The following is a 13,477-nucleotide window of genomic DNA, read 5'->3' on the forward strand; positions in this document are numbered from 1 at the left end:
ATTAATATTTAAAAAATTAGTGGTAAAATATACGGATAAAAGGTCGCAACAATCAGTAAAAACAACGAAATCCATGTTATGATTTTTGAAAATTTGTTTAATTTATTTTCTTTACAGGCACAATTTATTGATGGTTTATTAAATATTTTTCTTTTAATCCAATTTTTCAGATAAAGGCTATATATAGAATAACCCACAGATAAATAACCAATACCAAGAAATAACCATCTATAAGCTTCTAAATTTGAAAAAAAGCCACCAGCACTACCTAAAGAAATTCCAAAAATCACTAAAAGAGTAGGAAGTATACAGCAGGAAGCACCAAGCAGTGCAGCCAATGTCCCAATTGTTCCACTTATTGTTTCTTTATTTATAGACATATAAAACCTCCTATTTTGGTTTATATAGTTAATTTAAGGCCTGTAGTATACTACAGAGTCAAGGATTTATTTGATTATTCTTCTAATTTTTTAATAATAGGACACTTAGATATGGGATTTCCGCTTTTACAATAATTAATCAATTCTAATAGAATTTCTTCTTTTTTTTGCAAAGCGCATAATTTTTCTTGGATATTTCTTAGTTTTTTCTCTGCTATTTTTTTATTTCTAAACATGTACTTGTATCATCTAAACTGAGTTCTAAGAGCTCTTTTATTTCTTTTAATGTAAAACCTAATTCTTTAGATTTCTTAATAAATTGAAGTTTAGTCACATCTTCTTCTGAAAATAATCTATAATTAGATTTTGACCTTTTTGGTTTTAATAAGCCTATTTGCTCGTAATACCTGATTGTCTCTAAATTTACTCCTACTATTTTTGCAAGTTGACCGCGTTTTAAATATGTCATTTAATCTCTTCTTATTAAATATTCTTAACTGATTGCTTGATCTTTTTTATAGCGTTTACTACTTTCTTTTGAGAGGTTGCTATATTCATTCTCATAAATAAAGCTCCTTCACGACCAAACCAATGTCCTGCATTCATAGCAACCTTTGAATTCTCAGTGATGTGCTTAAACATTATTTCGCTATCTTTAAAAACATTTCTAAAATCTAGCCACACCTGGTAAGTTGCTTCTGGTTTAATTAAATTAATTTGAGAAGATTCTAATTCATTTATTATACTGTTAACATTAGTTTCAATTATTTTTATTACTTCTTTTAGCCAAGATTTACCATATTTATAAGCAGTTTCTAAAGCAACTCGCGTAAGAGCATTTGTTGTTCCTAAATTATATTTTTTTAGCATTTTCAATACATTTTCTCTAATATTTTCATTTGGAATTATCGCCATTGAATCAGAAATCCCACAAAGATTAAATGTCTTTGCTTCTGAAGTACAAACTACAATTTTATCATAGGTATCTATAAAGTGTAATGCTGAAGTAAACTTATTATCATATAAAATAATATCTTTATGAATTTCATCTGAAATAAGTATGGTGTTATTTTCTTTACAAAGATCAACAATACGTTTTAACTCTTTCTTAGACCAAACACGACCTACAGGGTTATGTGGATTACAAATTATTAAAGCTTTATTATTTGTTGATTTTACTTTTTCCTCTAAGTCGTCGAAATCAATTTTATATTTGCTGTCAATTAAGATAAGTGGATTTTTTATAATACTGCGTTCTGTTTTCCGAATTACATCTTTAAAGCCCATAAAAACTGGTGGTTGTATAATTATTCCATCACCTTTATTAGTAAAAATTTCTATCAATATAGTTAGTGTTGTAGTAATACTTGGGCTGAAAATTATTTCATCCTTTTTTAGATTAATTCCATATTCATTTAAATACCAAACTTTTTGAGCATTATAAAAAGATTCTGGTCTATATTCATAACCAAAACTTGAGCTTTGAATCCTTTCAATTAAGGCATTTTGAATAGGTTTGGCAATTTCAAATTCCATGTCAGCAATCCAAAAAGGTTCAATATTTGTATATCCAAATAATGATTTCAACATAGTTGGATTTGTTTTAGTTAAAGGTAAATTATATAACTTTTTATCAATATTCATAATAACTCCTCAAATACAAGGTGATTTAGATTGATTTTAATATAATCCTTGATATAAAAAAAGTGTATAAATAATTTAAGATTTTCTCAAAATCAAAATAATGTAATATACATAAATTATGCATAAGGTTTAAAAAATATAAATCTATTTTTAAACAAATTTTTTTATTCTAAAATATTTATTTTTTTATTGTGTAAATTTTACACATAATTGTAACCTTATTACACAGCTTAAATTAACATCATATTACTAAGTCTTTGAATTATCAATAAGTTAAGAATATTTGGCACATTGGCACACACTATGCTTATACGATAAGTGATTTCGCTTATAAGTAACAAAAAATAAAGGAGGTAGAACGATGAAAAAACTTTTAATTTTAGGAGCAATTGTAGTATTTGGAGCAACTTTGGCATTTGCCCATGGCCCTTGGTATGGCAGAGGATATGGGATGGGGCCTGGAATGATGGGACCTGGATACGGTTATCAGGGTGATGGTTATGGCCCAGGTATGATGAGAGGATATGGCAGAGGCTTTGGACCTGGATATTGTATGGGATATGGCCCAAATTATCAGGGTGAAGTGAAGCAGATTACTGAAGAAGATGCTAAAAAAGCAGTGGAAAAAGTATTAAAAGAAAATTTTAAAGGTTATAAGATTAAAGAGGTAGAAAAGTTTAGAATGCCAATGGGAACAATGTATGAAGTGGATGTAGTCGATGCAGCAGGTAACAAGTTTGAATTCCATGTAAATCCATGGGGCAATGTGATGGGACCTTTCCCAGATAATTTTGATAAGGACAATGATTAATAAGAGGGGTTAATCCCCTCTTTTTTTTTAAAAAAAAGGGAAAATTATGATGCATGGGTATGGTGGTTTTGGAGGCTTTGGTTTTATGGGGATATTTAGTATGGTTATTTGGTTAGTTATTTTGATAGTGATAATCTATTTTCTTTTTATGTTTATAAGGGATTTTGGTTCAAAAAATGGTATTACAAAAACAAGGAAAAATCACGCTCATAATATTTTAAAAGAAAGGTATGCCAGAGGTGAAATAACAAAAGAAGAATATCTGTCAATGAAAAAAGATCTAGAAGATTAAAATAGTTAGTGTTCATAGTTTCGAGTTACTTTACTATAGGTTTAAAGATTTTATAAATTATAATTTATAATTGAATAAGAAAAAGTTTTTTTGTTTTCACCACATTAAAGTTTACAGTATTAATCTTTATCCTAATAATAACTTTATTTTTATCGTTCAAATTAGACAGGTAGTATATAAGAATATTGCAGGGGAGATATAGGGGAAAACCCCCTATATTTTATAACCCCATAAGTTCTTTTGCTTTAGCTTCGGATTTTTCTAAAATTTGTTTATGAAGGCTATTACCATGTGCGTCCATTGTGACAACAACAGGGAAATCTTCAACTTCTATTACCCAAAAAGCTTCAGGAGTACCAAATTCTTCAAGTTTGAAAACAGTTTTAACTTTTTTTACCCTTTTTGCAATTAAAGAACCAGCACCACCAACTGCATGGAAATAAACAGCACCGCACTTTTTAAGCCCTTCAGCAGTCTTTGGCCCCATTCCTCCTTTACCAATAACGCCACGCACCTGATATTCACAAATTACGTCAGCCTGATATGGCTCCTCTCTTGATGATGTTGTTGGACCAGCTGCTACAAAAGACCAACTGCCATCGTCATTTTTCTTAACAACAGGGCCACAATGATAAATAACAGAATCTTTTAAGTATTCTCTTATGAAATCCGGCTTTTCTTCAACCATCAATTTATGTGCTTGATCTCTAGCAGTCACTATTGTACCTGATAGTAAAACTTCATCTCCTACTTTTAATTTTCTTATTTCTTCTTCGCTTATTGGTGTAGTTAATTTAATCGGCATAAGTCACCTCGCCATTTTTAATTGTCATAGCTTTTCTTCTATAAGCCCAGCACATATAAGATATTGCTACATAGTATGTTGCTGGGTGTCTATGCTGAGCATCAATATGAACTCCTAAAACTGTAGTTTTACCGCCAAAACCCATAGGTCCTATACCTAATTCATTGAGCTCTTTATATAGTTCTTCTTCTAGTTGTGCTATTTCTGGATTAGGATTTCTTTCATTGAGTTTTCTAAAAAATTGTTCTTTTGAAAGTGCATAAGAAGTAACCCTATCACCACCTATACCTACTCCTATCGTACCTGGTGCGCAACCAAACCCTTGAGCTTTAACAACCGCATCAATGATAACCTTTTTTACACCTTTTAAGTCTCTACCTGCTTTTAAGTTAGAATCTGGTAATTTGTATTGAATCCCAACGTTTTCGCTACCACCACCTTTTAGCATCAATCTGATTCTGACTTCATCTTTGTCCCACTGATGAAAGTGGATATAAGGTGCGTTTTTCCCAACATTGTTTCCAGAGTTTTTGCCTGTGATAGGATCAACTGCATTTGGTCTCAAATATTGTCTTTTTGTAGCTTCAGCTGCAGCCCATTCGATAGCTTCTCTGTATGTTTTTTCAGCTTCACCAACAGGAAAATCGATATAAAAGATAAGCGAACCGGTATCCTGGCAGATAGGAGTAGAATTTTCCCTAGCTAATTTAACATTTTCGAGTATAGTTTTAAAAACGCTTTTTGCAGGAGTTCCTTCATCCTCTCTTTCATAAGCTTCTTGTAGAGCTTTTTCAATATCAGGAGGTAAATCTGTAGCAGCTCTCCTAATAAGTTCTAATACTGCTTCTTTCAACTCCATAATCACCCTCTCATGAGATTTTTATAATTCTAAAACATTGATTTTATGCCATAAATCAAAGCTTATGTCAACTGTATATTGTATACAGTTAAATAATGTTCTATTTTAGAGAAAACAAAAAATTGTTATAAAATATGATAAAAAATGCTATTGATATTCTATGAATTATAAATATTTCATATTAAAGTTTAATATAAAAAAATGTTTTAGCAAATTGACAAAACATAAAAAAAATAGTATACAGTATACAAAATTTTTCCGAGGGGTGAATTATGCTTGATAAGTATATGGAACATGTTAAAGAACGTGAAGCTTTGGGTATTCCACCATTACCATTATCTCCGGAGTTGACTGAGGAGGTTTGTAAGTTATTAGAAAATCCTCCAGCTGATAAAAAAGATTTCTTGTTGCATCTTTTAAGAGACAGAGTAGCTCCAGGTGTTGACCCAGCATCAAAGGTTAAAGCCGAATGGCTTTACAAGGTTGCAAAAGGGGAAAAGAGTTCTCCTGTTGTTAGCAAAGAAGATGCTGTTTTCATGCTTGGTACAATGTTGGGTGGTTATAATGTTGGTTATTTAATCGATTTGTTGAATGATGAAGAGCTTGGAGCTAAAGCAGCAGAAGCTTTAAAGCATACTATTTTGGTTTATGATGCTTTCGATAAAGTAGCTGAAATGGCAAAAACTAACAAGTATGCTAAAGAAGTTTTGGAGTCTTGGGCAAATGGTGAGTGGTTTACAAGTAAGCCTGAGTTCCCTGATGAAATTAAAGTGAAAATTTTTAAAGTAGATGGTGAAACTAACACTGATGATTTATCTCCTGCTAAACATGCTTGGAGTAGGCCTGATATTCCTCTTCATGCTTTAAGTATGGGTGAAACAAGATTTCCGGGTGGTATTGATACAATTAAGAAATTTAGAGAAGAAGGGTATAAAGTTGCCTTTGTTGGTGATGTGGTTGGTACAGGTTCATCACGTAAATCTGCTACAAACTCAGTAATGTGGCATATTGGTGAAGATATACCTTACGTACCAAATAAAAGAAGAGGCGGTATTGTAATTGGAGGTTTAATTGCTCCTATTTTCTTTAATACTGTAGAAGATTCGGGCGGTTTGCCAATAATGTGTGATGTTTCAAAGTTAAAAACTGGGGATGTTGTAATTATTGATACCAAAAAAGGTGAGATAAGAAGCGAGGATGGAGAAGTTCTTTCTACTTTTGAGATTAAGCCACCTACATTAAGAGATGAATTTAGAGCAGGTGGTAGATTAAATTTAATTATTGGACGTTCTTTAACAAATAAAGCAAGAGAAGTTTTAGGGTTAGGTGAAAGTGATCTCTTTATTAAGCCAGATAATCCGAAACCAAAGCCAAATCAAGGATATACATTAGCACAAAAAATTGTTGGTAAAGCTTGTGGTTTGCCAGGAGTTTTACCAGGCACTGCATGTGAGCCAAAAATGACTACCGTTGGCTCTCAGGATACCACTGGTCCAATGACTGCTGACGAGTTAAAAGAGTTGGCATGTCTTAAGTTTCAGTCACCAATGTTTATGCAGTCTTTCTGTCACACAGCTGCTTATCCAAAACCAGCTGACGTGAAAATGCATAAAACATTGCCTCAGTTTATTATAGAAAGAGGAGGTGTAGCATTAAAACCTGGAGATGGTGTTATCCACTCATGGTTAAATAGATTGTTATTACCTGATACTGTTGGTACAGGTGGTGATTCCCATACAAGATTTCCTATTGGTATATCTTTCCCAGCAGGGTCAGGGCTTGTAGCTTTTGCTGGTGCATTGGGATTTATGCCGCTTGATATGCCTGAATCTGTACTTGTAAAATTTAAAGGTGAATTAAATCCTGGGATTACTTTAAGAGACGTTGTAAATGCGATTCCTTACTTTGCAATAAAACAAGGGCTTCTCACTGTTGAGAAAAAAGGCAAGAAAAACATTTTTAACGGTAGAATCTTAGAAATGGAAGGTTTACCAAACCTAACAGTTGAACAGGCTTTTGAGCTTACAGATGCTTCTGCAGAAAGATCTGCTGCTGGAGCAACTATTAAATTATCAGAAGAAAGCGTAGCAAATTATTTGAGAAGTAATATAGCTTTGATGAAGAAGATGATAGAAGAGGGTTATCAAGATGCTGATACATTGAAGAGAAGGATTGAGGATTGCGAAAAATGGTTAGAAAATCCAGTATTGTTAGAAAGAGACGAAAATGCTGAATACGCAGCTGTTATTGAAATAGATTTATCAGAAATTACTGAGCCTATTGTTGCTTGTCCAAATGACCCAGATGATGTGAAATTGCTTAGCGAAGTGGCTGGTGATAAGATAGATGAAGTATTTATTGGCTCTTGTATGACAAATATTGGCCATTTTAGAGCTGCTGGTAAGATATGGGAAGGTTATAAAGAGGCTCCTACTAGAATTTGGTTGACTCCTCCTACTAAGATGGATAAGGCTCAATTGATGGCTGAAGGTTACTACTCTATCTACTCACAAATAGGAGCTAGAACAGAAATTCCCGGTTGTTCACTTTGTATGGGTAACCAAGCAAGGGTGAAATCAGGATCTACAGTAATTTCCACATCTACAAGAAACTTTGATAACAGAATGGGTGATGGTGCAAGAGTTTATCTTGGTTCTGCAGAATTGGCAGCTGTTGCAGCACTTAAAGGTGAGTTGCCAAAGCCTGAAGAGTATTTTGAGATTGTAAAAGAAAAATTAGAGCCTAAAAAAGATGAGGTATATAGATATTTAGAGTTTCATAAAATAGGGGACTTTAAATTAGATTATGCTTAAAGTTTTTAAGGGAGCCTTAAAAGGCTCCCTTTTTTATTGAAAAAAACTATAATATATTAGTTTTTAATAACATAATAGTATCTGTTTTAAGTTTAAAATGTAAGTCTTTATGATTATGATAAATTATATTAAAATGTTTTAAATTTATTTGAAATAAGAGCATGAGTGTAACATCTTGGTAGTATTAGTGATAAAATGAATAGGCTTTCAAGTTATCAAAAACCAATTATTAAACTAATAAACAATAATTTGTTATAACAAAAATAACGTTTTAATATTAAAATATCCGATATTTCTTGACATTACAGGCTAAATTATATATATCTGTATACAGTATACATTTATGGTGGGTGTTTATAAATTAATAATTAAGTGAGGAGTGGTTATGGCTGAGAAAAAACCTACAATTATTTGGACCGAAACGGATGAAGCACCATTTTTAGCGACATTTTCTTTGTTGCCAATTGTTAAAGCTTATTTAAAGCATGCAGATGTTGATGTTGAGGTTAGGGATATTTCTGTTGCGGGTAGGATTCTTGCAACTTTTCCTGATTATTTGACTGATGATCAAAAAGTTAATGATGATTTGGCTTACGTTGGTGAGCTTGTTAATAAGCCTGAAGCAAATATTATTAAACTACCAAATATTAGTGCGTCAATCCCTCAATTAAAGGCTGCGATTGAAGAGCTTCAAAGACAGGGTTACAATGTTCCAGATTATCCAGAAGAGCCAAAAACAGAAGAAGAAAAGAAAATTCAGGAGAGATATGCTAAAGTTTTAGGTAGTGCAGTAAACCCAGTTTTGAGACAGGGTAACTCTGATAGGAGAGCTCCACTTGCAGTTAAAAAGTATGCTCAAAAATACCCAACTTCTATGGGACTACCATTAAAACCTTGGAGTCCTGACTCTAAGTGTCATGTTGCTCATATGTCAGGTGGTGATTTTTATGAAAATGAAAAATCTGTAACACTTGATAAAGAAACTGATGTTAGAATTGAATTTGTTGATAAAGATGGAAACGTAACTGTTTTAAAAGAGAAGCTTCATCTTTTAGAGGGCGAAGTTTTAGATGGCACTTTTATGAGTGCAAAGAAACTAGCTGAGTTTTATGATGAGCAAATAAAAGATGCTAAAGAAAAAGGCGTACTTTTCTCATTGCACTTAAAAGCAACAATGATGAAGGTTTCTGACCCAGTATTGTTTGGACATGCTGTAAAAACATATTTTAAAGAAGTATTTGATAAATATGCAGATGTTTTTGAGGAAATAGGTGTTAACCCAAATAATGGATTAAGTGATGTTTATAAAAAATTGCAGAAACTTCCAGAAGATAAGAGAAAAGAGATAGAAGATGCTATCCAGAAAGTATATGAAAAGAATCCACCTCTTGCAATGGTTGACTCTGATAAAGGTATAACAAATCTTCATATGCCAAATGATATAATTATCGATGCTTCAATGCCTGTTGTGGTTAGAGATGGTGGTAAGATGTGGGGCCCAGATGGCGAGCAGCATGATTGTAAATGTGTGATCCCTGACAGAAGCTATGCTACAATGTATGCAGAAGTTATTGATGACTGTAGAAAAAATGGCGCATTTGATAGATCTACAATGGGAAGTGTGTCAAATGTTGGTTTAATGGCAATGAAAGCAGAAGAATACGGTTCTCACGATAAAACATTTTTGGCTCCTGAAGATGGTGTTATAAGAGTTGTGGATGCTGATGGTAATGTATTGTTTGAACATAATGTTGAAAAAGGTGATATTTGGAGAGCTTGCCAGGCTAAAGACATAGCTATAAAAGATTGGGTTAAATTAGCTGTTAATAGAGCAAAAGCTACTGGTGATACAACTATTTTCTGGTTAGATAAAAATAGAGCTCATGATAATGAGTTAATCAAAAAGGTTGAAAAGTACCTTAAAGAGCATGATACAGAAGGTTTAGATATTAGAATTATGGCTCCTAGAGAAGCTATGAGATTAACATGTGAACTTGTAAGACAGGGTAAAAATGTTATTTCTGTAACAGGAAATGTTCTGAGAGATTATTTAACTGACCTTTTCCCAATTTTGGAGCTTGGTACAAGTGCTAAAATGCTTTCAATTGTTCCACTTTTAGCTGGTGGTGGTTTGTTTGAAACAGGTGCAGGTGGTTCTGCTCCAAAACATGTGCAGCAGTTTTTAAACGAAGGGCATTTAAGATGGGATTCGCTTGGTGAATTTACAGCTCTTGGTGCATCATTGGAGCATATTTACAATCAGTACAAAAACAATAAAGCTAAAGTGATGGCTGATGCTATTGATAAAGCAGTAGGTGTGCTTCTTGAAAATCAGAAATGGCCAGGTAGAAAAGTTGGACAGTTAGACAATAGAGGTGAACACTTCTATTTTGCAATGTATTGGGCAGAAGCTCTTGCTGAGCAGAATGAAGATGCAGAATTAAAAGAGATATTTACAAAAGTTGCTAAAGAAATGAGAGATAATGAAGAAAAAATATTAAAAGAAATTATGGATGCTGAAGGTAAGCCTGTGGACATCGAAGGTTACTATCATCCAAATAAAGAAAAATTATCAGCTGCGATGAGGCCTAGTGCCACATTGAATGCTATAATCGATAGTTTATAGATATTAACCGGACATTATGTCCGGTTTGTATTAAATATAATGGCTATTGCCAAAATAAAATTTAAAAGGGGGCTCATATGGCAACATTTAAAAGACCAAAAATAGCTTTGATAGGTGGAGGTCAAATTGGTGGTGTTTTAGCTCAGCTTTGTGCTTTAAGAGAGCTTGGCGATGTGGTAATGTATGACATAGTTGAGGATATGCCTCAGGGTAAATGTCTTGATATTGCTGAAGCATCAAGAGTAGATCGTTTTGATGTAGAAGTTAAAGGTACAAATGATTATGCTGATATCGAAGGTGCTGATATATGTATAGTAACAGCTGGTTTGCCAAGAAAACCAGGGATGAGTAGGGACGATCTTTTAACTACTAATGCTAATATTATTAAGACAGTTGCAGAAAATATTAAGAAATATGCTCCAGACTCACATGTAATAGTTATTTCTAACCCACTTGATGCTATGGTTACTCTTATGAGAGAAGTTACTGGTTTCCCTCACAATAGAGTTTATGGTCAAGCTGGAGTTCTCGACTCTTCACGTTTTGCTTCATTTATAGCATGGGAGCTTGGTTTGTCAGTTAAAGATATTAATGCTCTTGTTCTTGGTGGCCATGGTGATACAATGGTTCCTCTTGTAAGATATGCTAACGTAAATGGTATCCCTGTAATGGAATTATTAGAGCAAAAATATGGTGATGCAGCTAAAGCTAAAGAGGTTATGGATGCGATAGTTGAAAGGACAAGAAAAGCTGGTGGTGAAGTAGTTGCATTGTTGAAAAAAGGTTCAGCATTCTATTCTCCTGCTTCAAGTGCTATTGCTATGGCTGAAGCTGTGTTAAGAGATCAAAAGAGAGTTCTTCCTGTATGTGCTTGGTTAAATGGTGAATATGGTGTTAAAGATATGTACTTAGGTGTTCCAGCTGTGCTTGGAGCAAATGGTGTTGAGAAAGTTATTGAATTATCTCTAAATGAAGAAGAACAAGCTATGCTTGATAACTCAATTAATGCAGTTAAAAAACTTATTGAGGATATGAAGAGACTTGGTTTCTTATAAAATAATAGCGGGGTGTGTAACACCCCGTTTTAAAAATAGCTCACCTTAAAAAAAACTTGAAAAATCGGGGAGAGGGTAGTATTGATGAACGACTATTCGCAAAAAAAATACAAAAAGGAAGGTGAGCTATGAATATTCATGAGCACCAAGCCAAAGAAATTTTCAGAAAATATGGTGTACCAACCCCAAGAGGTTTTGTAGCGTTTAAACCAGAAAACGCTGTTAAAGCTGCTCAACAGCTTGGCGGCGACTTAGATGTATGGGTAGTTAAAGCGCAGATTCATGCTGGTGGTAGAGGTAAGGCAGGTGGTGTAAAACTTGCAAGATCTACCGAAGAAGTTGGTCTGATTGCTAAGCAGATGCTGGGTAGCAAACTTGTAACCCATCAGACAGGCCCAGAAGGTAAAGTTGTTCACAGAATCTATATTGAAGAAGGTGTAAATATTGAAAAAGAGTTCTATTTAGGGATGGTATTAGATAGGTCTTTGGAAATGCCTGTTATGATGGCTTCCTCTGAAGGTGGTGTTGAAATTGAAGAGGTAGCAGCAAGAAGTCCAGAAAAAATTATAAAAGTTGCTATAAATCCAACAATTGGGTTCCAAGGTTTTCATGGTAGGAAACTTGCTTTTGGACTTGGTTTACCAAGAGAATTGGTAAATAAATTCATTAGCTTTGCTCAGGCGATATACAACGTATATATGGATTATGATGCAAACTTGATAGAGATAAACCCACTTGTATTGACAAAAGAGGGTAAATTCATAGCTCTTGATGCTAAAATGAGTTTTGATGATAATGCTCTTTATAGACAGCCTGAAATATTGGCAATGAGAGACTTGACAGAGGAAGAACCAACAGAAATTGAAGCCGCTAAGTATGGACTTAGTTATGTAAAATTGGATGGTAATGTTGGATGTATGGTAAACGGTGCTGGTCTTGCTATGGCTACAATGGATATTATTAAACATGAAGGTGGAAGACCTGCAAACTTTTTAGATGTTGGTGGTGGAGCAAGCGCTGAAACTGTTGCTAAAGGGTTTGAGATTATATTGAGAGATCCAAATGTAAAATCAATCTTTGTAAATATATTTGGTGGTATTGTTCGCTGTGATAGAGTTGCAAACGGTATAATCGAAGCAACAAAAGCTACCCAGGTAAATGTACCTGTTGTTGTAAGATTAGATGGTACAAATGCTGAAGAAGCAGCAGAAATATTAAATAATTCTGGTATTAAACAGCTTATAGCTGCAACAGACTTAAAAGATGGTGCAAGAAAAGCTGTTGAGGCAGCAGAAAGGGGGTTGGCATGAGCATATTAGTAAATAAAGATACAAAAGTTATAGTTCAGGGGATTACTGGTAGAGAGGGTTCTTTCCACGCTGAGCAATGTATGGCATATGGTACAAAGATAGTAGGTGGTGTTACTCCTGGGAAAGGTGGTACAGAGCATCTTGGAGTACCTGTTTTCAATACAGTAGAAGAAGCTGTAAAAACAACTGGAGCAACTGTATCTTTGGTGTTTGTTCCACCTGCATTTGTTGCAGATGCAATTATGGAAGCAGCTGATGCTGGTATAGAGTTGATAGTTGCAATTACAGAAGGAACACCAGTGAAAGATATGATGTATGCTAAGGAATATCTCAAACATAGAAAAGTTAAAATGATTGGTCCAAACTGTCCAGGTATTATTACCCCTGAAGAGTGTAAGATTGGCATTATGCCAGGTTTTATTTTCAAAAAAGGGCCAGTTGGTCTAATTTCAAAATCAGGTACCCTTACATATGAAGCTAGTAATCAAATTGTTAAGCAGGGATTGGGGATTTCTACCGCTGTTGGTATTGGTGGTGATCCAATCATTGGGTTGAGTTACAAAGAGTTATTGCAAATGTTTGAAGAAGACCCTGAAACAAAAGCGATTGTAATGATTGGTGAAATTGGTGGTGATTTGGAGATTCAAGCAGCTGAATACATAAAAGAGAATATTTCAAAGCCTGTTGTAGCATTTATTGCTGGTCAGACTGCTCCAAAAGGTAAAAGAATGGGTCACGCTGGTGCTATTGTATCTGGTAGTAAGGGTACAGCAAAAGAAAAAATGGATGCATTGAGTGCTGCTGGAGTTCATGTTGTAGTGAGCCCAGCAGAAATAGGTGAAACTGTTGCAAAAGTTTTAAGTAATTAGAACAAGGAGAGGT

12 protein-coding genes are annotated in these 13,477 nt (G+C 34.0%); 7 read left to right on the forward strand and 5 right to left on the reverse strand.

Features of this window, described 5'->3' with window-relative positions:
• Positions 1 to 8 precede the first annotated feature (8 nt).
• The 3 genes from DEFDS_RS04575 to DEFDS_RS04585 all read right to left on the reverse strand — a co-directional run bounded on the left by DEFDS_RS04575 (position 9) and on the right by DEFDS_RS04585 (position 2,024).
• Positions 9 to 380, reverse strand: coding sequence for a mercuric transporter MerT family protein (locus DEFDS_RS04575; protein ID WP_013007630.1), 372 nt, complete (start codon positions 378 to 380; stop codon positions 9 to 11).
• Positions 381 to 594: 214 nt separating this feature from the next.
• Complete coding sequence (locus DEFDS_RS12905; protein ID WP_050742507.1) at positions 595 to 849, reverse strand: MerR family transcriptional regulator; 255 nt, start codon at positions 847 to 849, stop codon at positions 595 to 597.
• Positions 850 to 863: 14 nt separating this feature from the next.
• Positions 864 to 2,024, reverse strand: coding sequence for a MalY/PatB family protein (locus tag DEFDS_RS04585; protein ID WP_013007631.1), 1,161 nt, complete (start codon positions 2,022 to 2,024; stop codon positions 864 to 866).
• 361 nt (positions 2,025 to 2,385) lie between these two features.
• On the opposite strand from DEFDS_RS04585, the gene DEFDS_RS04590 reads away from it, so the two are divergent.
• Both DEFDS_RS04590 and DEFDS_RS04595 read left to right on the forward strand, forming a co-directional pair.
• Positions 2,386 to 2,835 carry a PepSY domain-containing protein gene (locus DEFDS_RS04590; RefSeq protein WP_013007632.1) on the forward strand — a complete coding sequence of 150 codons (450 nt, stop codon included), beginning with the start codon at positions 2,386 to 2,388 and terminating at the stop codon, positions 2,833 to 2,835.
• Positions 2,836 to 2,881: 46 nt separating this feature from the next.
• Positions 2,882 to 3,127 carry an SHOCT domain-containing protein gene (locus DEFDS_RS04595; protein ID WP_041223617.1) on the forward strand — a complete coding sequence of 82 codons (246 nt, stop codon included), beginning with the start codon at positions 2,882 to 2,884 and terminating at the stop codon, positions 3,125 to 3,127.
• Between the two features lie 220 nt (positions 3,128 to 3,347).
• Here DEFDS_RS04595 and DEFDS_RS13095 read toward each other — a convergent pair whose 3' ends face one another.
• Complete coding sequence (locus DEFDS_RS13095) at positions 3,348 to 3,932, reverse strand: FumA C-terminus/TtdB family hydratase beta subunit (protein ID WP_013007634.1); 585 nt, start codon at positions 3,930 to 3,932, stop codon at positions 3,348 to 3,350.
• The gene (locus DEFDS_RS13100; RefSeq protein ID WP_013007635.1) at positions 3,922 to 4,791 is read right to left on the reverse strand and encodes a fumarate hydratase; all 870 of its coding nucleotides are present in this window, start codon (positions 4,789 to 4,791) and stop codon (positions 3,922 to 3,924) included. The genes DEFDS_RS13095 and DEFDS_RS13100 overlap by 11 nt, the downstream gene beginning before the upstream one ends.
• A gap of 272 nt (positions 4,792 to 5,063) precedes the next feature.
• Between DEFDS_RS13100 and acnB the strand changes: the two genes are divergently transcribed.
• The 5 genes from acnB to sucD all read left to right on the forward strand — a co-directional run bounded on the left by acnB (position 5,064) and on the right by sucD (position 13,464).
• Positions 5,064 to 7,604 (forward strand): bifunctional aconitate hydratase 2/2-methylisocitrate dehydratase, encoded by a 2,541-nt coding sequence (acnB, locus tag DEFDS_RS04610; RefSeq protein WP_013007636.1) that lies wholly within the window; start codon positions 5,064 to 5,066, stop codon positions 7,602 to 7,604.
• A 385-nt stretch (positions 7,605 to 7,989) separates the two neighbouring features.
• Positions 7,990 to 10,230, forward strand: a complete 2,241-nt coding sequence (locus DEFDS_RS04615; protein ID WP_013007637.1) for an NADP-dependent isocitrate dehydrogenase — start codon at positions 7,990 to 7,992, stop codon at positions 10,228 to 10,230.
• A 77-nt stretch (positions 10,231 to 10,307) separates the two neighbouring features.
• Entirely contained in the window at positions 10,308 to 11,285 is a 978-nt protein-coding gene (gene mdh, locus DEFDS_RS04620) for a malate dehydrogenase (RefSeq protein WP_013007638.1), read from the forward strand.
• A gap of 128 nt (positions 11,286 to 11,413) precedes the next feature.
• Positions 11,414 to 12,595 carry an ADP-forming succinate--CoA ligase subunit beta gene (gene sucC, locus DEFDS_RS04625; protein ID WP_013007639.1) on the forward strand — a complete coding sequence of 394 codons (1,182 nt, stop codon included), beginning with the start codon at positions 11,414 to 11,416 and terminating at the stop codon, positions 12,593 to 12,595.
• Positions 12,592 to 13,464 carry a succinate--CoA ligase subunit alpha gene (gene sucD, locus DEFDS_RS04630; RefSeq protein WP_013007640.1) on the forward strand — a complete coding sequence of 291 codons (873 nt, stop codon included), beginning with the start codon at positions 12,592 to 12,594 and terminating at the stop codon, positions 13,462 to 13,464. The genes sucC and sucD overlap by 4 nt, the downstream gene beginning before the upstream one ends.
• The last annotated feature ends 13 nt before the right edge of the window (positions 13,465 to 13,477 follow it).

This window comes from Deferribacter desulfuricans SSM1 (assembly GCF_000010985.1).
GTDB classification, from domain to species: domain Bacteria; phylum Chrysiogenota; class Deferribacteres; order Deferribacterales; family Deferribacteraceae; genus Deferribacter; species Deferribacter desulfuricans.

Bases quoted from the DNA above. Each gene is read 5' to 3' on its own strand.
- DEFDS_RS04575 (WP_013007630.1), bottom strand. From the start codon at position 380: ATGTCTATAAATAAAGAAACAATAAGTGGAACAATTGGGACATTGGCT.
- DEFDS_RS12905 (WP_050742507.1), bottom strand. From the start codon at position 849: ATGACATATTTAAAACGCGGTCAACTTGCAAAAATAGTAGGAGTAAAT.
- DEFDS_RS04585 (WP_013007631.1), bottom strand. From the start codon at position 2,024: ATGAATATTGATAAAAAGTTATATAATTTACCTTTAACTAAAACAAAT.
- DEFDS_RS04590 (WP_013007632.1), top strand. From the start codon at position 2,386: ATGAAAAAACTTTTAATTTTAGGAGCAATTGTAGTATTTGGAGCAACT.
- DEFDS_RS04595 (WP_041223617.1), top strand. From the start codon at position 2,882: ATGATGCATGGGTATGGTGGTTTTGGAGGCTTTGGTTTTATGGGGATA.
- DEFDS_RS13095 (WP_013007634.1), bottom strand. From the start codon at position 3,932: ATGCCGATTAAATTAACTACACCAATAAGCGAAGAAGAAATAAGAAAA.
- DEFDS_RS13100 (WP_013007635.1), bottom strand. From the start codon at position 4,791: ATGGAGTTGAAAGAAGCAGTATTAGAACTTATTAGGAGAGCTGCTACA.
- acnB (WP_013007636.1), top strand. From the start codon at position 5,064: ATGCTTGATAAGTATATGGAACATGTTAAAGAACGTGAAGCTTTGGGT.
- DEFDS_RS04615 (WP_013007637.1), top strand. From the start codon at position 7,990: ATGGCTGAGAAAAAACCTACAATTATTTGGACCGAAACGGATGAAGCA.
- mdh (WP_013007638.1), top strand. From the start codon at position 10,308: ATGGCAACATTTAAAAGACCAAAAATAGCTTTGATAGGTGGAGGTCAA.
- sucC (WP_013007639.1), top strand. From the start codon at position 11,414: ATGAATATTCATGAGCACCAAGCCAAAGAAATTTTCAGAAAATATGGT.
- sucD (WP_013007640.1), top strand. From the start codon at position 12,592: ATGAGCATATTAGTAAATAAAGATACAAAAGTTATAGTTCAGGGGATT.